The 23,590-nt window shown below is 42.2% G+C and carries 21 protein-coding genes and 1 pseudogene; 19 read left to right on the forward strand and 3 right to left on the reverse strand.

The genetic code is table 11. The annotated features are described in order from the left end of the window. Nucleotides 1-11 precede the first annotated feature (11 nt). Complete coding sequence (gene tssA, locus J699_RS11315; protein WP_416202132.1) at nt 12-1,103, reverse strand: type VI secretion system protein TssA; 1,092 nt, start codon at nt 1,101-1,103, stop codon at nt 12-14. A 24-nt stretch (nt 1,104-1,127) separates the two neighbouring features. Beyond that, nucleotides 1,128-3,800 carry a type VI secretion system ATPase TssH gene (tssH, locus tag J699_RS11310; RefSeq protein WP_032882795.1) on the reverse strand — a complete coding sequence of 891 codons (2,673 nt, stop codon included), beginning with the start codon at nt 3,798-3,800 and terminating at the stop codon, nt 1,128-1,130. Between the two features lie 375 nt (nt 3,801-4,175). Between tssH and J699_RS11305 the strand changes: the two genes are divergently transcribed. The 18 genes and pseudogenes from J699_RS11305 to J699_RS11225 all read left to right on the forward strand — a co-directional run bounded on the left by J699_RS11305 (nt 4,176) and on the right by J699_RS11225 (nt 22,275). Then, entirely contained in the window at nt 4,176-4,880 is a 705-nt protein-coding gene (locus J699_RS11305) for a hypothetical protein (protein WP_032867612.1), read from the forward strand. A 19-nt stretch (nt 4,881-4,899) separates the two neighbouring features. Next, a complete protein-coding gene (gene tssB / locus J699_RS11300; protein WP_005229256.1) occupies nt 4,900-5,403 on the forward strand; it encodes a type VI secretion system contractile sheath small subunit in 504 nt (167 codons plus the stop codon). Beyond that, entirely contained in the window at nt 5,396-6,877 is a 1,482-nt protein-coding gene (gene tssC, locus J699_RS11295) for a type VI secretion system contractile sheath large subunit (protein WP_005229258.1), read from the forward strand. Before tssB ends, tssC begins: the two co-directional genes overlap by 8 nt. Before the next feature lie 51 nt (nt 6,878-6,928). Continuing rightward, entirely contained in the window at nt 6,929-7,432 is a 504-nt protein-coding gene (locus J699_RS11290) for an Hcp family type VI secretion system effector (protein WP_004654761.1), read from the forward strand. A gap of 74 nt (nt 7,433-7,506) precedes the next feature. Next, the gene (gene tssE, locus J699_RS11285; RefSeq protein WP_004771197.1) at nt 7,507-7,983 is read left to right on the forward strand and encodes a type VI secretion system baseplate subunit TssE; all 477 of its coding nucleotides are present in this window, start codon (nt 7,507-7,509) and stop codon (nt 7,981-7,983) included. 12 nt (nt 7,984-7,995) lie between these two features. Continuing rightward, a complete protein-coding gene (gene tssF, locus J699_RS11280) occupies nt 7,996-9,804 on the forward strand; it encodes a type VI secretion system baseplate subunit TssF (RefSeq protein ID WP_032867610.1) in 1,809 nt (602 codons plus the stop codon). Next, the gene (gene tssG, locus J699_RS11275) at nt 9,768-10,763 is read left to right on the forward strand and encodes a type VI secretion system baseplate subunit TssG (protein WP_032867608.1); all 996 of its coding nucleotides are present in this window, start codon (nt 9,768-9,770) and stop codon (nt 10,761-10,763) included. The genes tssF and tssG overlap by 37 nt, the downstream gene beginning before the upstream one ends. After that, the gene (locus J699_RS11270) at nt 10,763-12,187 is read left to right on the forward strand and encodes a hypothetical protein (protein ID WP_032867606.1); all 1,425 of its coding nucleotides are present in this window, start codon (nt 10,763-10,765) and stop codon (nt 12,185-12,187) included. The genes tssG and J699_RS11270 overlap by 1 nt, the downstream gene beginning before the upstream one ends. A gap of 28 nt (nt 12,188-12,215) precedes the next feature. After that, a complete protein-coding gene (gene tssM, locus J699_RS11265) occupies nt 12,216-16,025 on the forward strand; it encodes a type VI secretion system membrane subunit TssM (RefSeq protein ID WP_032867604.1) in 3,810 nt (1,269 codons plus the stop codon). Nucleotides 16,026-16,062: 37 nt separating this feature from the next. Continuing rightward, the gene (gene tagF / locus J699_RS11260; protein WP_009514829.1) at nt 16,063-17,022 is read left to right on the forward strand and encodes a type VI secretion system-associated protein TagF; all 960 of its coding nucleotides are present in this window, start codon (nt 16,063-16,065) and stop codon (nt 17,020-17,022) included. Nucleotides 17,023-17,024: 2 nt separating this feature from the next. Continuing rightward, a complete protein-coding gene (locus J699_RS11255) occupies nt 17,025-17,792 on the forward strand; it encodes an OmpA family protein (RefSeq protein ID WP_032882796.1) in 768 nt (255 codons plus the stop codon). Between the two features lie 33 nt (nt 17,793-17,825). Continuing rightward, nucleotides 17,826-18,089: a PAAR domain-containing protein gene (locus J699_RS11250; protein ID WP_005229270.1), complete on the forward strand. Its 264-nt coding sequence runs from the start codon at nt 17,826-17,828 to the stop codon at nt 18,087-18,089. Nucleotides 18,090-18,257: 168 nt separating this feature from the next. Beyond that, nucleotides 18,258-18,710, forward strand: coding sequence for a hypothetical protein (locus J699_RS11245; RefSeq protein ID WP_032867600.1), 453 nt, complete (start codon nt 18,258-18,260; stop codon nt 18,708-18,710). Nucleotides 18,711-18,740: 30 nt separating this feature from the next. Then, a complete protein-coding gene (locus tag J699_RS0218620; RefSeq protein WP_032867598.1) occupies nt 18,741-19,151 on the forward strand; it encodes an NF045616 family extracytoplasmic (lipo)protein in 411 nt (136 codons plus the stop codon). 58 nt (nt 19,152-19,209) lie between these two features. After that, nucleotides 19,210-19,620 carry a hypothetical protein gene (locus J699_RS11240; RefSeq protein WP_032867596.1) on the forward strand — a complete coding sequence of 137 codons (411 nt, stop codon included), beginning with the start codon at nt 19,210-19,212 and terminating at the stop codon, nt 19,618-19,620. A gap of 571 nt (nt 19,621-20,191) precedes the next feature. Then, nucleotides 20,192-20,962, forward strand: coding sequence for a molybdate ABC transporter substrate-binding protein (modA, locus tag J699_RS11235; RefSeq protein ID WP_032867593.1), 771 nt, complete (start codon nt 20,192-20,194; stop codon nt 20,960-20,962). A gap of 4 nt (nt 20,963-20,966) precedes the next feature. Then, a pseudogene (gene modB / locus J699_RS11230) lies at nt 20,967-21,661 on the forward strand (molybdate ABC transporter permease subunit). Further along, nucleotides 21,658-22,275 (forward strand): ATP-binding cassette domain-containing protein, encoded by a 618-nt coding sequence (locus tag J699_RS11225; RefSeq protein ID WP_032867589.1) that lies wholly within the window; start codon nt 21,658-21,660, stop codon nt 22,273-22,275. Before modB ends, J699_RS11225 begins: the two are co-directional and overlap by 4 nt. Here J699_RS11225 and J699_RS11220 read toward each other — a convergent pair. Then, nucleotides 22,270-22,536, reverse strand: a complete 267-nt coding sequence (locus J699_RS11220; protein ID WP_032867587.1) for a metal/formaldehyde-sensitive transcriptional repressor — start codon at nt 22,534-22,536, stop codon at nt 22,270-22,272. The two genes, J699_RS11225 and J699_RS11220, sit on opposite strands and share 6 nt — an antisense overlap. A 56-nt stretch (nt 22,537-22,592) precedes the next feature. On the opposite strand from J699_RS11220, the gene dmeF reads away from it, so the two are divergent. Further along, on the forward strand, nt 22,593-23,552 hold the full coding sequence (gene dmeF / locus J699_RS11215) for a CDF family Co(II)/Ni(II) efflux transporter DmeF (RefSeq protein ID WP_032867585.1): 960 nt from the start codon (nt 22,593-22,595) through the stop codon (nt 23,550-23,552). The last annotated feature ends 38 nt before the right edge of the window (nt 23,553-23,590 follow it).

A 23,590-nucleotide genomic window follows, 5' to 3' on the forward strand; every position in this document is an offset into this window, starting at 1 on the left:
TTTACCAACAATTATTCGTATTCATTCTTTGGTTGCACACCGAGCGTATCCTGCAGCATTTGTAACGGATGCTCATCTTTAATCACTTGGGTTAACCATTCATGTAGTGGCATTTGGCTCCACTTAATGGTTTTTTGCAACATATAGCTCACGGGACTATGCGGTTCATTTTTCTGAAAATAAGTCGCGATTTCCTGTAAAACGCGCATTGCTTGCTCACGATTTTCAACGTGCGATTGAACTTGTGGCTGAAAGGTCGGTTGCGCTTGAGCTACAGTCGGCTGAGCGGTCAGATTGTGTGGTGTCGTGGTCATAGCGGTTTCACTGTCAGTCGCCACGGTTTGAGTTACTTGCTCAAACTGTTCTGTTTTATAAATTTTCTTCAGACTAATATGAATATGATCGAGGCTAGAGTCAATTGCGGCAAAGCTTGGTGAATCCAGACCAAGTAAACCATCCAGCACATTTTTCAGGGTCGACCACTGTTGGAAAATCTCACTGAAATGTTGATAGTTCTGACGTTGGAAAGCTTTGTCTGTATTCAGTAAAGCTTGTTCAAACTGCTCTAGCTCACTGGTACTGCTGGTACTTTCATAATCATCACTCTGTTTACGACGAATATTTTCATGGTAAAGAAAATTATCATAGTCGAGTAAATGATAAAAAGGAGCGTGATTGATCAGTGGGACTTTTTTAATCAGTAGGGGTAACTGGTTAATTAAGCCCTGTAATAATCCAATCCGTTGATCCAGATCATCATCTTCCACTTCTGGATGCAGTGTCAGCCAGTATTGTTCAAGCAAGCGATGACTGAGTTCAAGGCTCTTGGCAATTCCTTCGAAGCCATAGAGATTGGCCCAGGCTTCAGACAGCCAGGTGAGGATACGGATATCTTTACTTTTGCTTTGCAGTAAATCAATTGAGGTGGCTGCAACAAAGTCCCAATCGGCCTGTTTCGGTTCTGTGACCCAATCGCCTTGATCAAGCAGTAGATCATCTTGAGTCCGGGCCTTTTTAATGGCATGGAACTCATTTGAAAAAGAGTAATCTTCACCGCAAGGCGACTGCTCATTAATCGGGTTCAGTAATGGGTTAATATCCATATGTATCACAGTGTTGGCTCAATCTTAAAGTTCAGCTTTCGCTTTTTTGCTGGTACGCTTTTTCGTGGTTTTGGCAACAGGATCAAGTTGATAGATGATTTCATCATCTTTGGTATCAATATTGATCAGTTTCGGCAATTTATGCTCAGCTAAAGCCACCAGAATTTCTGTCGCAAGGGCTGGTAAAACGGTCGAGTTTAAAATGTTATCTACATTGCGCGCGCCGCTATCCACTTCGGTACAACGACTTAAAATCAGTTCAATCAAATCGTCTGAATATTGCACCTGAGTTGCATATTGTTTTTCAATACGTGCAACAATCTTTCCGAGCTTATGTTTGATGATTCGAACCAGTAAATCATCATGTAAAGGGAAGTAAGGCACAATGCGCATACGGCCAATAAATGCGGGCTTGAACTGTTTATACAAGCTTGGCTTTAAATGCTCGATCAAGTCATCCGCATCCGGCCACTCTTCAACAGGCTGATTTAAGCAGGCTTGCATGATGGCGCTAGAACCCGTATTCGAGGTCAGGATAATGGTGGTGTTTTTGAAATCGATGACACGGCCTTCACCATCTTCCAGGGTACCTTTGTCGAAGACCTGATAAAACAGTTCCTGAACGTCGCTATGCGCTTTTTCAATTTCGTCCAGAAGCACAACACTATAAGGGTTACGACGTACCGCCTCAGTTAATACACCGCCTTGGCCATAACCGACATAACCCGGAGGCGCGCCTTTTAAGGATGAAACCGTATGCGCTTCCTGATATTCAGACATATTAATGGTAATGAGATGCTGTTCGCCACCATATAACTCATTGGCCAAGGCAAGGGCAGTTTCCGTTTTACCTACACCACTTGGACCGATCAACATAAATACACCTTGCGGTTTATTTGGATCTTCCAGCTTGGCTTTAGACGTCTTGATGCCTTTGACCAATTGATTCAATGCATAATCCTGTCCCATGACGCGCTCACCGAGCTTATCTTCAAGGCTTAGAATCTGTTTGATTTCATCATTGACCATATTGCCAACCGGAATACGGGTCCAGTCGGAAATGATCTCATTGATGATGCGTGCATTGACACGCTCGAAGACCAATGGGGTCTGACCTTGTAACTGAGTCAGTTGATCTCTTAAAGCAGCGACCTGAGTGCTATGTTGTTCTTTCTCATCTTGCTTGCTCAGTTGCTGGATCTGTTTGACCAAATCCAGTTCTTGCTGCCATTTCACTTCAACATCCTGTATTTCTTTATCTAAAGAAGCCAGTTGCTGATTGAGCTCTTCCAGACGTTCATGATGAATCGGGAAGTGCTGATGTTCATTGCTTAAAATCTGCTGTTCTAATTTCAGGTTATGCTGTTGCGCTTTTAACTGGTCGAGCACCACCGGCTGCGCATTTTGGGTTAAGGCAACACGAGCAGCTGCAGTATCGAGTACACTGACGGCCTTATCTGGAAGCTGGCGCCCGCTGATATAACGGTGAGAAGCCTGAACAGCAGTAATGATGGCCTGATCTTCGATTTGCAGATTGAAATGCTTCTGCATCACCGGAATCATGGCACGTAACATATCAATCGCGACTTCTTCAGTCGGCTCTTCAACCTTGACCACCTGAAAGCGACGACTTAAAGCCGCATCTTTTTCAAAGTACTGTTTATATTCAGCCCAAGTGGTTGCGGCGATGGTTCTTAGTTCACCACGTGCCAAAGCCGGTTTCAGCAAGTTGGCAGCGTCATTTTGCCCCGCCTGACCACCCGCGCCGATCAGGGTATGTGCTTCATCAATAAACAGGATAATCGGGTGTGTTGAAGATTGAACTTCCTGAATCACCTGTTTTAAACGATTCTCGAATTCACCTTTAACACTGGCACCGGCCTGCAACAAACCCATGTCTAATACATGCAGATGCACATGTTTAAGTGCATCTGGTACCTGACCTTGTGCAATCTTTAACGCAAGACCTTCTACCACAGCTGTTTTACCTACGCCAGGTTCACCGGTCAAAATCGGATTGTTTTGACGGCGACGCATCAGGATATCGAGCATCAAGCGAATTTCAAACTCTCGACCAATGACCGGATCAATGCCGCCTTTCTTGGCTTTCTCGGTCAGGTTAATCGTATATTGATCAAGTGCCGGGGTTTTTATGCTGCTTGTTGTGGTCGCCGGATTTTCTTCCGAGGATAGATCCGCAGCGGCAGACGGTTCGGAAGCTGGTTGTTCCGTGCTGTTGCCGCAAATATCCAGAAACTTGTGTTTCATGGTATCAATCGGGAACAGTTCAAATAGACTGGAAGCCCTGAACGCAATCTGTTGTAAATCTGGCGCGGTGAGTAGGGCAATCAGTAAATGACTGCTACGAATCACGGGGGTTTGTTCAGCAGATGCTAGCAACCAGGCCTGTTCAAATAATCTTACAATTGATTTGGCAAAAATAGGGGTACGGGTATTGCCTTTCGGTAAAGAACCTATAGTTTCTTTTAAATCATTAATTAAGGCTTCAGCAGAGATATTATTTTTTTTTAGTAAAATGTGTAAATCATTGGCAGGATTTTGATTTAATAACTCAACCAGCAAGTGTTCAATCTCAATCTCATAATTTAATTGGTTAATACAGTAATTTGCTGACTTTTCTAATGCAGTACGAGTAGGAGGTGATAGTTTTGTAATTAAAACCTTTAAGTTACTCATTTAATACTCACAGTAATTTTTAAATACCAAGTTCTATTCGGTACGTATTAACTTGATATGGTTGTTTTCTCTTAAAAATATTTTTTGAATAAAATCAAAAACTTAACTAAACTCTACACGAGTATACAGATTATTCTACAACAAAAAATGTCACTTTTAAACAAAAAATGCACGTTATTTAAGTTTTTTTTTACAGGAATGTCTGTCATGGAACTTTAATAATGTTAATAAACGTAACTGGTATTGACTTTGTGTGTGTTTTTTTTGTTAAATTCGCGGAAATGATGTAAATGTACAAAAATTGACGAGTAAGAGGGTTTTTTAACAATAATTGTCAGCTCTTCAATTATAAGTTAAATAATGACGAGGCATATTTTGAAAAAAGGTATTGTAATATCAATTCTTTGTATAGCGACTGGTTTAATCGGCAATTCAGTTTATGCTGAAGAGCAGGCTGCGAAACCAATTAAATTAAAAAGCAAATGTATTAAACAGAATCCGTTGGTGGCAGGCCAGACGGATCAAACGCTATTGGGAATTTATCAACAGGTTTGTGATAAAGATAATGCTTCGCGTGTCAATGACCTGTTAGCTCAAGCTGCAATGCGCATGTATGAAATTAAACAGCCGATGAATGCCTTAAAACTGGCGACACAATTACAAGAGCAGAATGTCCGTGGTGTAGCGTTAACCGATGTTGCTTTCTTGGCTAGTGTTGAGCTGGCGAATCAATCGCTTCAGCACATGCGCTCAAGTGAAATGCGTTATTTAAGCAATGAGTTGACGTACCCACCTGCAAAGCAGTTGAGTGACAATATCCGTGCAGCAGTGCCCGCACCTGATACCTCAACCAGCAAAGCCATTACTGACGAATCTTTAAAGAAAGAAGTTCGAAATACTATGTCGAATACAAATACTCGACGTACAACGAACAGAAAAGCACCTACAACCCAACCAGCACGTAATAATGTAACTCGTACTGCTGCACCTAAGCGACCAGCAGCTGCAGCAGCACCAGCGACTAAACAACCAAATACTGTTCAAAAGACAGGCTCGAATCCTTTTGATTCGTTGAAATAATAAGCAAGGGGAGAAAGTTATGGCAAAGAGAGAAAGCGTACAGAAGAAACTGCAACGCATACGTCCTCCTCGTGTACAGCTGACATATGATGTTGAAGTTGGTGACGGTAAAGAGTCAAAAGAATTGCCTTTTGTTGTCGGCGTCATGGGTGATTTCTCTGCTGCATCCGAGTTAGAGAAAACCAAATTAAAAGATAAGAAATTCATCAATGTAGACCTCGATAACATTGATGAAGTCATGGAATCATTGGCACCACGTGCAGCCTTCCAGGTTGAGAATACCTTGACTGAAGAGGGTGGTCGCATGTCTGTTGACCTAACGTTTAACTCGATGGAAGATTTCCGCCCAGAGCAGGTGGTACAGCAGGTTGATCCATTACGCAAACTGGTTGCGGCGCGTGAGCGTTTAACGGATTTGCGCAACAAGATTTCCAATAGTGAACGTCTGGAAGACTTGTTGGATGAAGTATTGAAAAATACCGATCAGGTTCGTCAATTAAGTGCGGAGGCTGACAATGAGTAATTTACAGGCAGCTACTGCTGCAAGTGTAGAAGCTGAATCAGCGAACCTGCTTGACTCCATCGTTGAGCAAAGCCGTATTGCACGTAATGATGATGAGCATGTTCGTGCAAAAAGCCTGATTGGTGAGTTGGCAAAAGAAGTGATGGCCGGAACCATTACGGTTTCTGAAAATATGACCTTGTCGATTGATAAGCGTATTGCCGAGATTGATGCATTAATTTCAAATCAATTGAGTGAAATTATGCACCATGAGCAATTCCAGAAAATTGAATCGACCTGGCGTGGTCTTTACTATTTCTGCCAAGAAACACCTTCTAACTCGATGATCAAGATTCGTATGTTGAATACGACCAAAAAAGAGTTGGTGAAAGACTTTCAGGGTGCAACTGATTTCGATCAAAGCACATTGTTCAAAAAGATTTACGAAGAAGAATATGGCTCATTCGGTGGTGCACCGTATGCGGCCCTGATTGGTGATTTCGAGTTTGATCGTACACCGTCAGATATGTATTTACTGGAACAGATCTCTCATGTGGCTGCTGCGGCTCATGCACCTTTTGTTTCAGCGGCAAGCCCAAGTATTTTAGGCCTTGAATCATTTACAGATATTGATCGTCCACGCGATGTTTCAAAAATCTTTGAAACAGCCGAATACGTGCAATGGCGTTCTTTCCGTGACAGCGAAGACTCACGTTATGTTGCATTGACCATGCCTCACGTGTTGGGTCGTCTGCCATATCATCCAAAAGAGGGAACTGCGACTGAAGGTTTCAACTTCATCGAAGATGTCTCTGGTGAAAACCATGATGATTATTTATGGATGAATGCGGCCTATGCCTTCGGTACCCGTTTAACCAATGCATTTGATATGCATGGCTGGTGTGCGGCGATTCGTGGGGTAGAGGGTGGTGGTCTGGTTGAAGGCTTGCCAGTACATACCTTCAAGACTTCAGATGGCGAAGTGGTATTTAAATGCCCAACTGAAATTGCCATTACAGACCGTCGTGAGAAAGAACTGAGTGATCTTGGTTTCATCCCGCTCGTTCACTGTAAAAATACAGACTATGCTGCTTTCTTTGGTGCGCAATCGACGCAAAAGCCGAAGAAATATGACAGCGATACGGCCAATGCCAACTCTGCACTTTCGAGCCAGATCCAGTACATCATGGCAGTATCACGTATTGCGCATTACTTAAAAGCAATGATGCGTGACAAAGTTGGAAGTTTTGCATCTGCAGGCAATGTTGAAGCCTTCTTAAATGAATGGCTATCTCAATATGTCTTGCTAGATGATGGTGCATCTCAGGAAGCAAAAGCACAATATCCGCTTCGTGAGGCATCTGTAAAAGTTGTAGAAGATCCAGCTCAGCCGGGTCACTACAAGTCTGTGGTTTTCTTAAGACCACATTTCCAGCTGGATGAGTTGTCTGTTTCTTTACGACTCGTGACTGAACTACCTCAGTCCTCAAATTAACAATGAGATCAGCTAGATAATAACTTTAAATAAAATAGAGGTAATGTTTAAATGAAAGATATATATGTTGAGTTTCGTGGCAAGTACAAGGTAGACGGAGAATCTCGCGATTCTGAACACAAAGGTTGGCTTGAAGTTAACTCTTGGTCTCATAACATTCGTCAACCAAAATCTGCGACTTCTAGTAGCGTTGGTGGTCACACTGCTGAACGTGTTGAACACTCAGACATGATTTTCGTTAAAGATTTGGATGCAACTAGTCCAAAACTTTGGGAAGCATGTTCTGCGGGTTACACTTTTGATGAAGTACAAATCGATTACTACCGTGCAAATGGTGACAAGCGTATCAAGTACTTACAAATCAAATTGAAACACGTTCTTGTTTCAAGCGTAACGCCAACTGTCAATGAGGAAGGCGTTCCTACTGAAACATTTGGTTTGAAATATGCTGCTGTTGAGTGGACATATAACCAACAAGACATTAACGGTACTGCGAAAGGTGCTGTTACGAAGAAATGGTCACTTTCTAACAACACAGCGTCATACGCTGCGTAATAGAAACCGTGATGTTCTAGTAGAGGTTAATAGTTGCCTATTAGCCTCTATTTTTCCAAGATTTTTTCTTAAAAATGAATTTAGATCATTTATATCCATACGGCTTCCGGTCAACTTTATTTGATCGTCTGGTGCCTGAGCAGGAAGATTATTTAAGAGGCATGTCGATTCAGCAATTACGAGAGTCTGTTGCTCGGGATCTGGAAGACTTGCTCAATAGTCGGATTGCACAATTTGATCGTGATATGGATGAATATCCACTCGCCAAGAAATCGATCTTGCAGTTTGGAATTATTGACTTCGTTGGCCTGTCAACCGCCAACCCGCTGGATCGGGATAAAATTTGCCAGTCAATCGAGCAGTCAATTGCTGCACATGAGCCAAGATTGAGACAGATAAAAGTCGAGATGCTATTAGATGGTCACAATATGGGTTCACTGTGTTTGAGTATTCAAGCTTACTTAAATATCCATCCTTTATATGAGCCTGTGTTTTTTGACGCTTTACTCAAACCGACAACACAACAATATGTTATTTCTGCCAGAACCTAGTGTGAGCGAACTGTGATAGAGCAACTTTTACCGTATTATGAAAAACAACTACAAGAATTCGGTCAACAGTCCAGAGAGTTCGCGCAGAAGTATCCCAAAATTGCGCAGCGTCTTTCCTTAAATCAGGAACAGATTGATGATCCGCATATAGAACGGTTAATCCAGGCTTTTTCCCTGATCGCTGCGCGTATTGATAAAAAACTAGAAGATAGTTACGACGTATTTACCCACTCACTGTTTGAGGTGATGTTTCCTCAATATTTACGTCATTTCCCTGCCTGTACAGTGGTCAGCTTTGAAGATATTAATAAACTGAAACAGCTCACGGCAGCACATGTCATTCCACAAAAAACAGCCTTGAAATCGCGTAGCTTTAAAGGCGTGCAATGCGAGTTTAATACCACCAATGAAGTTCGCTTATTGCCGATTTCATTGACGCAGCTAGAGTTTCAAACCTCACCCAGTATTCATATGCATTTGAACCAAAATGCGACTTTAAGCCTGAAATTTGAAATTTTTAATGAGGCGCAAAAGTGGATGCTGGATGAGAAACTGTCGATTTATCTGGATGCGATTTCAAACTTTCCATTACAGGTGCTGGACAGTATTTTCCGTAAAGATACCGGCTTTGCGCTCCGTGTCGGGCCGCGCGTGGTAGAAATCAGCAATCCGTTTGAGGTGATGGGGTTTACCGAGCAGGAAAGCCTGTTACCGATTGATCAGCATACCCATCATGCTTATCGTTTATTGATGGAGTATTTCTGTTTTCCTGAAAAATTTAACTATCTCAATCTGGATTTAAGTCGCTTAAAAGGCTTGCTGGGTCAGCAGAATCAGTTTGAAATCCTGATCCATCTCAAGCTCAATTTAAACGATCAGGCGGTGGTACGGAATTATTCCGAGCTGAATGTCGCAAACTTTAAGTTGTTTACCACACCTGCAATCAATCTGTTTGAAAAACAGGCCGAGCCGCAGAAAATTTCTCATACCCAATTACAATATCCACTCATCACCGATGCACATCATCCCGAGCTTTATCAGGTTTATTCGGTGATTGAAATGAATATGGTGCGGGAAAAAACCAATCAGGAACAGACCCATCTGCCGGTATTGCCGTTTTTTGCAATGAGTCATTATCATAATGATAAAGTACAGTTCTTTTATTCGCTGAATTATGTACCCGCACAAAATAAAACCACGCAAATGGGCTATTCAATCGTTTCAAAACATTTGAAACCTTATGAAATTAAATCGGATTTTATTAGTACCCGTTTACTCTGCTCAAATGGCGACTTGCCGCATGAAGCATTAAGTCAAAGTAATAATATCCTGAACCTGAATGACAGCAGCCTGGCACGACGTGCATTAATTTTAAAACGTCCGACTTCGCCTTTCTATTTTGATAAGAATAAAAATGAGCAGTGGCGGATTATTTCTCATCTTTCATTGAATACGCTGGCCTTGATGAAAGGGGATGCCCTGAGTCATGTGAAAGAGCTGTTGGCTTTATATAATTTGCCGCACTCAAAAGAAAATATCTTATTGATTGATGCACTCAAGCAATTGAGCTTTTCAACCACCAATAAACTGGTTAATTCCAAGCCTTTCCCGATGTTCATTCGAGGGGTGAAAGCTGAACTTGCAGTCAACAAGAGTGTGTTTAGAGGGCATAGTTTATATATTTTCAGTCAGCTGCTCAGCCATGTGTTTAATTTGAAAGTTCAGATTAACAGTTTTGTCGATGTGGTCGTAAAAGACAGTCTTAATCAGCAGGAGATATACCAATGCGTGCAGAACGTTGGTGGCAAGACTCTTCTGTAGTCGACCAGATTTTTAAAAAAGCCGGCTCATTTGAGTTTATTCAGTCGACACGGTTATTACGGCATTTACCTGCACCATCCCGTCAGCAGGACTGGTCAGATGATTTCAAATTTGGAACCTCATTTAGTTTAAGTTTCCCTGCCACTGAAATTGAGGAACTAAGTTATCAAGATCAGCGGATTCATTTGACCAATCTGGTGGTCGGTTTAACCGGTACCCAGGGTGCACTGCCTTATACCTATACCAATAAACTCAAGCAGAGTTCCCGCCAGCAACGTCTCGAAATCAAAGCCTTTCTGGGATTGTTTAATCATAAACTCACGACCAAATATGTCGATGCCAGTATTGCCTATAATTTACCGGTACGTTATGAGATTGAACAAAAGAATCATTATCTCGATATTTTACATGCCTTAAATGGTTATATTCGCTCCCAGCATCAGCAGCATGATCTGGATGAATATTTTGCCGAATTTTCTGGTTTGATGCAGGGACAGAATAATACTGCCCATGCCTTGAAAACCATCTTAGGACGGGTGTTTGATACTCAGGTACAGATTCAGGAGTTTGTTAAAGAGAAATTCCAGTTGGGCGATGAACAGAAAACCACTTTGGGCGGCAGTCACCCAAGTTTACTGGGCATTAATACCTTCTGCGGAGATACTGTTGAGCAGATTGACGGAAAAATAGAAATTCAAATTGGCCCATTAAACCGCGAACAGTATCTGGCTTTTTTACCGAATCAGCCGCTGAATAAAAAATTAAAAGATCTGATTCAGACCTGGTGCAGTCCGACCTTGTTTATTGATGTGCGCTTGATTCTCGACAAAAATGAAATTCGCCCGATTTCGCTGGATTCATCGCATGCAATGGGCTTGGGACAAGGTGCATTTTTAATGCCGTCAGAACAATTACAACATAACAGTGAAACGCGTTATGCGCTTTTAGGAGCCGCATAATGATCAAGAAAATCCTGGCGACGTTAATTACCTGTTTTATTCTGGTGGCACTGATTGTGATCTTCTATTGGAGAGATACGCAATATTTACCTGAATCTGCAGACCTGATTAATTACTTCCTGATTCTGCCTGTTGTCATTACCTTTATTTTACTTTCGCCCTGGCTCATCTATAAGGGCTATCAAACATATAAAGAGAGAAAAGAACAGGCTTTGGCCGCTGAGCAAAATAATCATCAGGCAGAAGATGAGCAAGCGCCGATTGCTCAGGCAAGTAAATGGTTGAATGTTAATCTGTATTCTGCTGCGGTCTATAATGCATTGGGTGAAAATGATGCGATCCTGACGGGGATTAAAGAGTTTGCCAGCCCGAAACTGGATCCGCATTTATTGAGCTTTCAGGGATTACCGATTTTATCCTATCGTATTGAGGAGCTGGATCAGCTGTTGGGTCCGGATGACGAGGATGAGTCACAGTTTTTAGCTATTCGCCAACAACGCATCATGGCATTGATTCGACATCAGATCGAACAGCACCATGATGTACTCGTTTCCATCTCTGATCATTTAAAGCGCTCCAGCCTGTTTTACGAAAGTCAGAACTTGCATGAATACCGGATGCATCCTGCATGGATTGATCCCGGATTTTCCGGGGAAGAACAAAGTGAAGAGCTGCAGATCGAGCAGGTCTATCGTTTAGATAAGTTAAATTTACATATTTTGCTGTCTGAGGATGTGGTACATACCTGGAATGACCAAAGTAGTAATGAAATGCTGCAGCGTATTTTTTATGATCTGGGCATCATTCCACAAAAATTCCATATTGAATATCATTTTATCAGTGCCGCATCGACAGAGCAGCAGATGGTCGAGTTAGTGGAGCGCATCCAGAAACAGGCGCATGAAATTTCCTTGATTATTGCTGCAGACTCAGAAATTGATCAGGAAATCGTGGATGAAAAGGTGTGGGGAATGAGTGCCTATACACCTGCCGAGTTTGTCGGTAGCAGTTGTCTGGCGCATCCCGAAGTGCAGCTGATGCAACAACAGCCTTTAAAAAGCTTAAAGCTGGTCGCTCATCAAAATAATTTAGATCAAATATTCAAAGAGCTAGAAATACATGATTTACCACAATATCAAGATGAACAACCTTTTGTACTGGTGGTCGAGGATGCGACCGATATCAAGGCGGTCAAAAAGCTGGAACAGTTTTTTGCACAAAGCCCGGTAGAGCAGCATCACTACCTGTATTGTAAACCGGCTGCTGGACATACCCAGAACGTGGCAAAAGTTTTTGGATTGATGTTGGGGGCACACCTTCCAGATCAACAGGTTGCCTTTGTTTATGGACAAAATTTAAAAGCATTTATTCAAACTTTCCCAGAGATCTCACCGGATCAGGAAAGTGTAGCAATTGCTGATTGATTAACTTTATTAAGAATTTGAGAACTCAATGTATACCATTTTAGGTTATCTGTGGCAGTACATCACTAATCCTAAGGCAATCATTGCTTTGTCCTTGTTTGTGGCGCTTATTTCTTCATATTCGTCCATTCCGCGTCATATCTTCTGGGCGTTGGCAGCGACTTATGCGTTGGGCCTGATTGTGTATGGTATTTACTGGTTGATCCAGCGTAAACGCCATGCTGAACAGGGTGAAGAACTGGCCAATGCGATCGAGCAGGACAGCAAGGCTGAGTACGGACAACAAAAAGATAAAGCCGAATTACAGTTAATCCAGCAACAGATGAAAGAGTCGATCCAGTTGATTCGCAAATCCAAACTGGGCGATAAAAAGGGCAATGCGGCTTTATACGAATTGCCTTGGTATATGGTGATTGGTAACCCAGCTGCAGGTAAGAGTTCGGCGATTTACAATTCCGGATTAAAGTTCCCATTTGAAGAAACCCATCAAAAGATGGTCTCTGCAGGTTTGAGTGGTACACGTAACTGTGACTGGTTCTTTTCTACCGAAGGGATCTTGCTGGATACTGCAGGCCGTTATTCGGTGTACTCGGAAGACCATTCTGAATGGTTGGGTTTCCTCAATATCCTGAAGAAAAACCGTTCTAAAGCCCCGGTGAATGGTCTGATCGTGATTGTCAGTATTGCTGAACTGATCAGCCAGAGTCCTGAAAACTCCTTGAAACTGGCCAAGAATTTACGTGCCCGTATTCAGGATTTAACCGAACGACTTGAAGTGGTGGTGCCGGTTTATCTGGTGTTCTCGAAAATGGACCTGATTGCGGGCTTTACCGAGTTCTTCGATTGTTATGAGTCGCAAGAATACAATCAGGCTTGGGGCGCAACCTTGCCTTACGAGCAGAACTCATCCCAGAATGCGGTTGAATTATTCGAAAAACATTACACGATTCTGTATGACGGTTTAAAGAGTGTAAGTACGACGCATTTAAGCCGCCGTCATTCGCAAAATATTTCTCCAAGTGTGATGACCTTCCCGCTGGAATTCAAAACCCTGAAACCGGCATTAAAAAGCTTTATTGGCACTTTGTTTGAAGATAACCCTTATCAGTTCCAGCCGGTATTCCGTGGTTTTTATTTTACCAGTGCTTTGCAGGAAGGTATTATTGAAAGTCCAATGACGGAAAATATTGCACAGGAATTCCAGCTTCAGCAGGTTCCGCTCAATGGTCAGGACGGTCCGAGTCCATCACTTGCACCGAATCATGGCTATTTCTTGCAAGGCCTGTTTTCGAATGTAATCTTACGCGATAAGGATTTGGTGAAGCAGCATATCAATCCTGCGAAAAAGCGTCAGCGCTATATCGGCTTCATTGCAGCATTGGTCGGTGTTTCACTGGTCTTGGGCGTATGGGTCTGGTCATATCGCAATAACCAGCAACTGATTGCCGATGTGCAGGCAGATCTGGATAAAGTGGTGCATCTGGAAAAAGCTTCTGGACAACAGCTTTCCACCCAGCTTGAAGCTTTACTGATCTTGCAGGAACGCTTGCAACAACTGGATGAGTTCAATGACCATCGTCCACTCAAATTCAGCTTTGGTTTGTACCAAGGCAATCAGTTACGTGAGAGCTTAAAAGCAGAATACTTAAAAGGGATCAAGCAGATTGTTCTGACTCCGACCCAACAGAATATTGCACAATACCTGCAACGCGTTAAGAACAATGAAGCAACCCTGAAAGCCAACCATGCCAATGTGGAAATCAAACAGGTTGCCAAGACACAGCAGTATCTGGAGCCTTCGGATACCAATCCGCAAGATGCCTATAATGCATTAAAAGCCTACTTGATGATGAGCAATCCGGAATATATGGATAGTAGTCATTTAAGTGATCAGGTGTCGCGTTTCTGGCGTTCTTGGCTAGATGCCAACCGTGGCCAGATGCCACGTGGTGAAATGATTCAGGATGCGGAAAAAATTCTTTCTTATGCCATGACCTTGGCCAATCAGGAAGGCTTCCCGATCCTTGAAACAGATGCGCAAGTGGTTGATCAAACCCGTCAGGTACTCTTGTCTGTCATTCGTGGCATGCCAGCGCGTGATCGTGTCTATAACGAAATCAAGATGCGTGCAGCGGTACGTTTCCCGGCGGTGACCGTTGCACAGATTGTGGGTGAGCAAAACCGTTCAATCGTGCTGGGCAGCTATGCATTACCAGGTGTATTTACGCAAAAAGCCTGGGATGAATATGTCGAAAAAGCGATTGATGAAGCGGCGAATAAACCAACAGACAGTAAAGACTGGGTGTTGAATAGCCGTCAATCTGATGACTTGACCTTCTCGGGTAGCCCTGAGCAGATTCGCAAGCAACTGGTTGCCTTGTATAAGCAGGAATATGTGACGGAATGGAAGAAGTTCCTGAGCGGTATTTATTATGCTAAAGCCGATCAGTTTAGCCAGCAGGTCAAGACCATTGATATCTTGGGTGAACCTCAAAACTCACCGATCCGTACCCTGTTACAACGGATCGCGATCGAGACCAACTGGGATAACCCGATTGTTCAAGCTGAGCTTGCTGTCCCTGAAAAAGGCTTTGTGGCCTGGTTCAAGCGTAAAGTCTTGAATAATTCGGATGATAGAGCAGCGGCTCAAGCTATGGACCGTGCGCAAGGTGCAATTTCTCAAGAGTACCAGATGTTCTATCAATTGGTGCGTAAGCGTGATGATTTGCAGGATAAGTCGCTATTTGATGAGTACATGAATAATCTTGCGCAAGTCCGCAGCAAGTTTAATGATCTGAAAACCGCAGGCGAGATTGGCCCAAGTGCGATGGCTTTAGTGAAACAGACCATCAATGACCAAACCTCGGTTTTCAACATCACTCAGAAATATGTGGATGAGAAAATGATGGTAGGTCTGAAGGATACTGACCAGCAGTTATTGCAAAAGCTGTTGATGGGACCGTTAACTCAATCATTTGCCAGCTTGATTGCACCGACACAAGATGAATTGAACAAATTGTGGGGCATTCAGGCCTATCAACCATTCAAAACCAATTTGAGCCAGAAGTATCCATTTAACTCAAGTGTGACTTTACAGGCAACCAGTAATGAAATCGGTCAGATCTTTGGTGAAACAGGTAGTATTGCACGCTTTGTCAAGGAAGCCTTGGATCCATTTGTGATTCGCCGTGGCTATGTGTTGACTTCTAAAACCTGGAAAGATCTGGGCATTAGCCTGAACCCGCAATTTGTAATGGCGTTCCAGCAATATGTGGCGCCAATCAATGGGATGGCGACCGGTAGTCTGGATCAGCCAGCTGCTGCACCTGTATCAAATCAGTCGAACTTCCAGTTCTATCCATTACCGAATCCACAGTATTTGTCGTACACCATTGATATTGATGGTCAGCGGATGGTGTTTGAAAACGGCATTCAGCAATGGGTGAACTTCGTATGGCCGAATCAGGGTGCGATTCCAGGTGCGCGTATTACGGCTGTCGACCTTGAGGGCAAGACCCATACCATTTTCGAAGAGCCGGGTGAATATGGTATTAACCGTTTGATCGATGCGGCACAGCGTAAAGAGCAAAACGGTAGCTTCGAAATGACCTGGACCAGCAAAGCTGAACCATCATTAACCTTAAAAGTGAACTTCCGTCTGATTAGCGGTAATAGCTCAGGCAATATCGGTTCGAGCCGTGGTTATGCTGGCTTGCAACTGGTTGATAAAGTGGTGACAGAGAAAGCGGTACGTGTGGTTTCTGCGCAAGCAACCCCTGCGGGTGCTGCACCAAAGCCACAACCGGCTGCACCTGCTCAGCCAGGAGTCACACCGTAATGTTAGGGACAATCACGGAACATCAGGAGGGGCTGGGATGCAACAAGTGAAGACCACACCTTTGTATTACGGAAAGACACCCGCACGGGGTGACTTTCTGAAGTCCAAAGGGCAATATGCGTTGATTCAGGTGCTTGATCAATGGATCACTGAAGCACTTGAACATGCTATGCGAGCGCCTGACTTCAAACAACGTTATGAGTCTTTACCAGCGCTGGATTTCTTTATCGCCAATCCTGCTGAACCGATGTTTCTGGCAGCCAACCTGATCGCCAGTCAGGATAGCTCAGGGCGAGCATTTCCAATGGTGTTAAGCCAACTGCTGGAAGTCGAACAACCTTATCAGAATCTGTTGCTGGCGCCGTATTATTACAAGTCGGTACTGGTTGATCTGTTCCAGCGTAATCGGGTACTTCGCAGTATCCGTGATACCAATATCATGCTGGAAAAGCTGAATAATCTACCCAACGTGGTTCAGTTATTTACCTCGACCGAATGCAATGGTTTCTATGAAAATCATACCATGCACTCATTTGCACAATTGATGAAGATCAATGTCTATGAACTCGCACAAAGCATGATTGGCTTGGGATTGTTATTGCAGCCGATTTTAAAGAATGGTACCAGTCGCTTAAATAAGGTGTTGATCCTGCCGATCAATAACCATATGTATTGTTATGAAATTGCTGCCTTCTGGGTTGGCATGATTGGACGATTCTTAGGCATTAACAATACCGAAATCCTGATTGGCATTTTGCACCGAGAGGAGCCGATTCTATTTATCGGTTTCCAGGGCGCAGATATCATGGCATTGAGCGATATCTTTACCCAGAATATGCAGAGTGAACATTGGGTTTCATTGATTCAGGCGCAATGGATTGATGCTTATCTGGAGCAAAATGCAGGCCTTGCAACACTCGAACAGTCACTTTGTCAGCGTCAGATGAGCCTGAATCAGGGCTTAAAGCTATTCCGACAAACTTTTTTAGATGAATAAATATGAGAAATAATTTGAAATCTGTATCGGCGGGTTGGGTCTTTGCTTTAACACTCTTAGGCCAAAGTACTGTGCTCAATGCAGCTCCGATCGTGGTGGAAGGCGTAGTGCCGAACGATGCCAGTAAACAGGCAATTCTGGTCAAGATGCAGTCGGTGTATGGCGCCGATCAAGTGGTCGATAAAATTCAGGTCCGTCCAGTGTCAGCACCGAATGGATGGAGTGATTCCGTAACACGTGTGATTACACCTGACTTGAAAAAGGTCAAGCAGGGGCAATTGCGAGTCAGAGGAACACAGGTTGAATTAACCGGCAAAATGACAGACCCGAATGACATTCAACCGACCACCAATAATTTTCAGGCTTTGGTCCAGCAGCCTTATCGTTTTAATGCACAGCTTTCTGTGAATCAGGCAGAGCAAAAAATTATTGATGATGCATTGAAAAACCGAATTATCGAATTTGAATCAGGCAGTGCAATCCTGACAGCGGCAGGACAACAGATTCTGGACGAAATGGCGGTGGCTTTAAACAAGGTGGGCGGCAAGAAAGTCAAAATTATTGGGCATACCGATAGTTCTGGTGATGCTACCAAGAATACGGTATTAAGCCAGCAGCGTGCTGCAGCGGTACAAAGTTATCTGGTCAGTAAAAGTATTGCTGCTGACCGTTTGAGTACGGAAGGCAAGGGCTCTAGCCAGCCTGTTGCGGATAATGCAAAGGCAGACGGGCGTCGGAAAAACCGTCGAATTGAATTTGAAGTGCTTTAACAGTTTAAATACCTACATGTGAGGGATGTGATTATGGCAACACCCTATATAGTTGTTGGTTGTCCAACCACAGGCGGTGGACAGGTGATTAGTGGTAACAGTAGCTTCTTGATTGAAGGGATTCCAATTGCCTGTGTCGGTGACAAGGCCACCTGCCCAAAACATCAAACTGTTGCGACCATTGTCGCTGGCGATCCGAATATGCAGGTGATGGGTAAAGCAGCAGCGCGTGTCAATGATCCTTTATCTTGTGGTTGTAAGTTATTACCGAAGCAGAACTTAGCTGTGAGAGGTTAAAACTTTTTTAAAGCTCTTTGAATAAATAAAGGGCTTTAAAATTTAATCTATTTCGGCAAGGTCGCTGGTTAGAGCAATAATTTGGTCGTTGCATCAGGCTCAACTAAACTGTGTATTTCGCATTTTACTGGACAGATCAATGCTTGATTTTTTAGATGAGCATAGCTGATGTTAAAACAATTGCCTATACTCTTATTGATGGCTTTTCTTGGAGGTTGTAAGGAAAAGCAGACCGAAAATTTTAATTATGAATTTTCAGGTCATCAGCTTTGTGCTCTAAAAACAAGTGAGATGAGCGCTGCTAATGAGTTTGGATTGTTAGATAGTTCATTTAAGTATAAAGAAAATGTTTTTGATGAAAAATTATCGATTGATATATATGAAGAAATTTTAAAAAAATTATCGAATAAACAAAGTAAGTATATTTTCTGTATTGATACTTCAAGCATAAAAGCAGGTACTCTGGAGACACAGATCAGATTGGAAATTAAAAAAGGAAAGTATCTGAGGCAGTATGAATTTATAAATTATTCATGCCTATCGGCACGTAATTCTAAGTTGAATCTATCAAAAAATGAAATTATTAAATGTAATGAAAGTGATTGGGGAAATGATAGGTGATAGATTTTAATTATCTTTTAGAGTTTGAATATGAATAACTATAAATTATTTGTTTTTATTGCTGTTTTTTGTGGGTGCTTAACAGGATGTAATCCACAAAGTAAGGATCTTGATGTAAAACTTATTCAGGATTATTTATGTATATTCACGAACAATCCTAAAACCCATTATGGATATGATAATAGTATTGTAGTATCTGCAGGGAAAATAGATCATACAAGACAATTTAAAAGTAATTATGAGCAGCTTTATAAAAATGGAGTATTGCCTATAAATGAAAAAAGCTGTGCTCAGATACCTATAGATATTTTTGAGAAAAATGTTGTATATGGAATTACTTTGGAAACAAATAAAATTTATCACAGAAAAATTTGTCTGCTTAAGAGTAATGGCCGGATAGTCATAAAATATATTAACTCTAGTAAAAATAATTGTGAGTAATTATTTTAATGATATAAAATTATTTATTTGTCAAGACTTAAAATTCAAAGAGACTATTATGAGTTTTTTGAAGTTTTTTATATATTCAATTATTTTTTTATTGGCAGCTTGTACTAGACAAAAAGTATACTTAGCACCAAGTGCCGAAGGCTATTTATACAATGCTGTTACTAAAGAGCCTTTACGGAATCTCGAAGGTTATGCAAGCTATGCTTCTGGAAATGATCCTTATAATTATGTAAAAACAAATAATGTTGGGAAATTTAAAACGAAACCTATGACATATACTTATCGTATCAATAAGCCTAATTATAAAAACTGGAATCAACCTTTAAGTATATTTATTGAATTTCCAAATTATGAACCAGTTATATTCCAGATTGATAAATTTGTACAAGATCAAAATGCGATCAACCTAGATAAAGAAACTACAGTTAATGTAGGAAGAATTTATCTCAATCCAAAATAAATTATTTTAACTTTTCTCTGCTTACTTAATTTTTTTATTATTTATTGGGTTGGTTAAATAATTTATATGCAAATAAATAATGGTTCTGTTTCTGCTCGAGATATTTTAAGGTGTCTTAAATAGCAAAGATTATTTTTTAATTGAATTGGATAAACGGGATGTAATGAAGGGATAAAGGGAAGGCCTAGTTTTGACTTCTATCAGAATGTTGATATAGGTATTATTCATTTAGATCCAAAATATTAACCTGTTCGGCTTTATTTTGGTTAATAGTATATTTAAAAATATATAATGATAAAATTCTATATATTTTTCTGTCTCATTCCTAAGATAACAATTTATGTTATCTGTTCAAGATAGACAACGACGCCTATTCAATATCATTAACTTGATGTTTGAATAGGCTTTTTTTTGTACCAAAAAGCTGCTTTTAGTACAAATCTTTCAATTGTTGATGGCGTTACAAAGAGATGAAGGATAAAGCCTAACTAAACTGGCGAAATGTTATTTTTAGTGTATCTTTATTCAGCGATATATTTTTAAAAACATATCGAAATCTGAGGACAGGATGATGACAATAACGATGAAAAAATTAGGTCTATACAGTGCCATTTTCGGGGCGGGATTATTGTTTCAGACCCCTGCATTTGCTGCCGAATCAGTTACAGTATATGCCGCTGCCAGCTTAACCAATGCGGTCAATGAACTCGATGTAATCTATCAAAAGAAGAATAAAACCCAGATCAAGACCTCATATGCCGGTTCCTCAACTTTAGCCAAACAGATTGAAGCAGGTGCGCCAGCTGATGTATTTATCTCGGCTGATACACAGTGGATGGATTATTTACAAAACAAACAATTGCTTGCAGCAACAGATCGCATCAATTTATTGGGTAATCGTTTAGTGATGATTACCCCTAAAGATCGGCCGATTAAATTAAAAATGGATAAAGGCTTTGATCCAGGTAAGGTGATTCAGGGCAAGCTGTGTACAGGCGATACCAAAAGTGTGCCTGTAGGGAAATATGCCAAGCAGGCATTGACCTCACTGGGCTGGTGGGACAAGGTTCAACCTCGTCTAGTGGAAACAGAAGATGTCCGTGCTGCCTTAAACTTTGTAGCCCGCGGTGAATGTCAGGTGGGAATAGTTTACGCAACTGATGCTGCCATCAGCAAAGATGTGGTTGTAGCCGGTATCTTCCCTGAAAATACCCATCCAGCGATTATTTATCCTGTAGGCCTGATCAAGAAAAATACCGAATCGATTAAATTCTATAAGTTTTTACAAAGTGGGCAGGCTAAAGCCGTATTTAAAAAATATGGGTTTAGCGTGTCGCAGTAATTGAATGATGATCCTCAGTCCCGAAGAAATTGAAGTCCTCAAGCTATCGTGTAAAGTGGCAGCCGCATGTCTGGTGTTTAGCCTCATTCCTGCAACGTTAGTGGCTTGGGTATTGGCCCGAAAAGAGTTTTGGGGAAAAAACTGTTTGAGACCTTGGTATTCTTGCCTTTGGTTTTGCCACCTGTGGTGCCAGGCTACTTGTTACTGCAATTGTTTGGTAATCGCGGATTATTCGGACAATATCTGGCACCTTTCGGTTTAGAGTTTGCCTTTAACTGGAAAGGGGCAGTATTGGCCTCGGCGGTCATGGGCTTTCCCTTGTTGGTACAATCGATTCGACTGGCGATTGAACTGGTGGATCAACGTTTGGAAATGGCCGCGAAAACCTTGGGCGCATCCTCCCTTGGCGCTTTTATACAGGTGACCTTGCCATTGGCCAGTAGTGGTATTTTGGTGGGTGCTATTTTATGTTTTTGCCGAAGTTTAGGCGAGTTTGGTGCAACCATTACCTTTGTTGGTAACATTGCTGGTGAAACCCGGACCTTACCGCTGGCGATGTATAGCTTGATGCAGCAGCCAGATACCGAAGCAGCGGTGTGGCGACTGATTATGTTGTCTTTATCGGTGGCGTTCTTTGCGCTCTGGTTTGCACAGTGGTTTAGCCGATATCAGAAAAATAAGCGTGGGTATTCAGCATGATTGATTGTCATATACAACTGCAACAAGGGCAATTCTCTCTGGATCAACGTTTTCAATCCGATCAGTTGGTGATTGGCTTGTTTGGGGCTTCCGGTTCGGGGAAAACCACGATATTGCATAGCATTGCCGGATTAATCCGACCGCAATCGGGTTGGATTAAGATTCAGGATCAGATCTGGTTTGATCAAGCTCAAAATATTCATCTCAGTACGCAGCAGCGTCGCGTGGGCTTGGTTTTTCAGGATGCACAACTGTTTCCGCATAAAAACGTCAAACAGAATTTACTGTTTGGTTTTAAGCATATTGCACCACAACAACGTCAGTTTGAAGTGGACTATATTGTTGAGTTACTCAAATTGGGACATTTGCTGGAACGTATGCCGATTAAGCTGTCTGGAGGCGAAAAACAGCGAGTGGCTTTGGGACGAGCATTATTATACTCGCCACAATTACTGCTTTTAGATGAGCCACTGTCTGCACTGGATACGGCGCATAAAGCCGAGATCATTCCTTTTTTTCAACGTGTCAAACAGGAAATCAAGATCCCGATGTTATATGTGAGTCATGATCATGCCGAGATCGAGCAACTGAGCAAGACGATCTGGTATTTATAGATAGCGTTGTAATAAGGTGAAAAACTTTTCTACTTCTTCCTCATCGACATGATCAGCACCTTTTAATACATGTTCTTTTAAGTGTTGTTCGATCAACTGATTCATTAAACCATTCACCGCACCTTTGACTGCTGCGACCTGCTGTAGAACTTCTATGCAGGAACTTTCAGGATTGGTGAGCGATTTCTCGACTGCTGTGAACTGTCCCTGAATCCGCTTAAGACGATTTAAGATTTTCTTATCTTGATGTAGGTGAGACATACTTTTTTCCTAAAAAAAATATATACTAGGGGGAGTATATTGGAAGACTAAAATAAATGCAGCATAGTAACCTAGAACGACGTCATTCTCATCAGTTTGATCAAGGAAATCCCTTGGCGCAAAAAAGAATTTTAATTGCCACCCTTCTAACTGCGGTGATGATGGTCCTGGAAATTCTGGGCGGCTGGTTTTTTAATTCGATGGCTTTACTTGCCGATGGCTGGCATATGAGCTCGCATATGCTGGCCTTGGGACTGGCTTATTTTGCTTATCGTATGGCACGACATTATGCCCACGATCCACGTTTTAGTTTTGGGACTTGGAAAATTGAAATTCTGGCGGGGTATAGCAGTGCGATTTTATTGATGGTGGTCGCGCTGTTGATGGGGATTCAGTCACTGGAGCGCTTATTCAATCCGGTCACCATTCATTTTAATGAGGCGATTCCGATTGCGATTATTGGCCTGATGGTCAACCTGATTTGTGCTTGGCTATTACATGAAGGTGGTCATGATGATCACCATCACCATCACCATCACCATCACCATTCGCATAGCCACCACCATGAAGCACATCAACATGCTCATGACCATCATGATTTAAATCAAAAAGCTGCATTTCTGCATGTGGTTGCCGATGCGGTAACCTCTGTTCTGGCCATTATTGCCTTATTTGCAGCCAAATATTTCGGCTGGAATTTTCTGGATGCTTTGCTTGGAATTGTGGGTGCATTGCTGGTGGCGAAATGGTCTTGGGGGCTGATGGAGGAAACCGGAAAAACCTTGCTGGATGCCGAAATGGGTCATCCTGTGGTCGAGGAAATACGGGAGGTGATTGCCGGGTTTTCACAGGTTGACATTACCGATCTGCATGTGTGGAAAGTGGGGAAAGGCAAGTTCTCGTGTATTGTCGGTCTGGAAACGCCATTGACCGATCTTAATCCTGATCAGGTCAAAGCCGCACTGGCGATTCATGAGGAAATTGTGCATGCCTCAGTCGAAATTCATCATATTTAAGATTGAGTGGCATCGAGTAGGATTTTGCGCTACCCGAT

Source organism: Acinetobacter sp. 1000160 (assembly GCF_000588715.1).
Classification (GTDB): Bacteria; Pseudomonadota; Gammaproteobacteria; order Pseudomonadales; family Moraxellaceae; genus Acinetobacter; species Acinetobacter courvalinii.

Bases quoted from the DNA above. Each gene is read 5' to 3' on its own strand.
- tssE (WP_004771197.1), top strand. From the start codon at position 7,507: ATGAATTTAGATCATTTATATCCATACGGCTTCCGGTCAACTTTATTT.
- J699_RS11255 (WP_032882796.1), top strand. From the start codon at position 17,025: ATGAGAAATAATTTGAAATCTGTATCGGCGGGTTGGGTCTTTGCTTTA.
- tssA (WP_416202132.1), bottom strand. From the start codon at position 1,103: ATGGATATTAACCCATTACTGAACCCGATTAATGAGCAGTCGCCTTGC.
- J699_RS11245 (WP_032867600.1), top strand. From the start codon at position 18,258: ATGTTAAAACAATTGCCTATACTCTTATTGATGGCTTTTCTTGGAGGT.
- tagF (WP_009514829.1), top strand. From the start codon at position 16,063: ATGCAACAAGTGAAGACCACACCTTTGTATTACGGAAAGACACCCGCA.
- J699_RS11270 (WP_032867606.1), top strand. From the start codon at position 10,763: ATGATCAAGAAAATCCTGGCGACGTTAATTACCTGTTTTATTCTGGTG.
- modA (WP_032867593.1), top strand. From the start codon at position 20,192: ATGACAATAACGATGAAAAAATTAGGTCTATACAGTGCCATTTTCGGG.
- tssM (WP_032867604.1), top strand. From the start codon at position 12,216: ATGTATACCATTTTAGGTTATCTGTGGCAGTACATCACTAATCCTAAG.
- J699_RS11240 (WP_032867596.1), top strand. From the start codon at position 19,210: ATGAGTTTTTTGAAGTTTTTTATATATTCAATTATTTTTTTATTGGCA.
- J699_RS11220 (WP_032867587.1), bottom strand. From the start codon at position 22,536: ATGTCTCACCTACATCAAGATAAGAAAATCTTAAATCGTCTTAAGCGG.
- tssG (WP_032867608.1), top strand. From the start codon at position 9,768: ATGCGTGCAGAACGTTGGTGGCAAGACTCTTCTGTAGTCGACCAGATT.
- J699_RS11250 (WP_005229270.1), top strand. From the start codon at position 17,826: ATGGCAACACCCTATATAGTTGTTGGTTGTCCAACCACAGGCGGTGGA.
- dmeF (WP_032867585.1), top strand. From the start codon at position 22,593: ATGCAGCATAGTAACCTAGAACGACGTCATTCTCATCAGTTTGATCAA.
- J699_RS11290 (WP_004654761.1), top strand. From the start codon at position 6,929: ATGAAAGATATATATGTTGAGTTTCGTGGCAAGTACAAGGTAGACGGA.
- J699_RS0218620 (WP_032867598.1), top strand. From the start codon at position 18,741: ATGAATAACTATAAATTATTTGTTTTTATTGCTGTTTTTTGTGGGTGC.
- tssH (WP_032882795.1), bottom strand. From the start codon at position 3,800: ATGAGTAACTTAAAGGTTTTAATTACAAAACTATCACCTCCTACTCGT.
- tssB (WP_005229256.1), top strand. From the start codon at position 4,900: ATGGCAAAGAGAGAAAGCGTACAGAAGAAACTGCAACGCATACGTCCT.
- tssC (WP_005229258.1), top strand. From the start codon at position 5,396: ATGAGTAATTTACAGGCAGCTACTGCTGCAAGTGTAGAAGCTGAATCA.
- J699_RS11225 (WP_032867589.1), top strand. From the start codon at position 21,658: ATGATTGATTGTCATATACAACTGCAACAAGGGCAATTCTCTCTGGAT.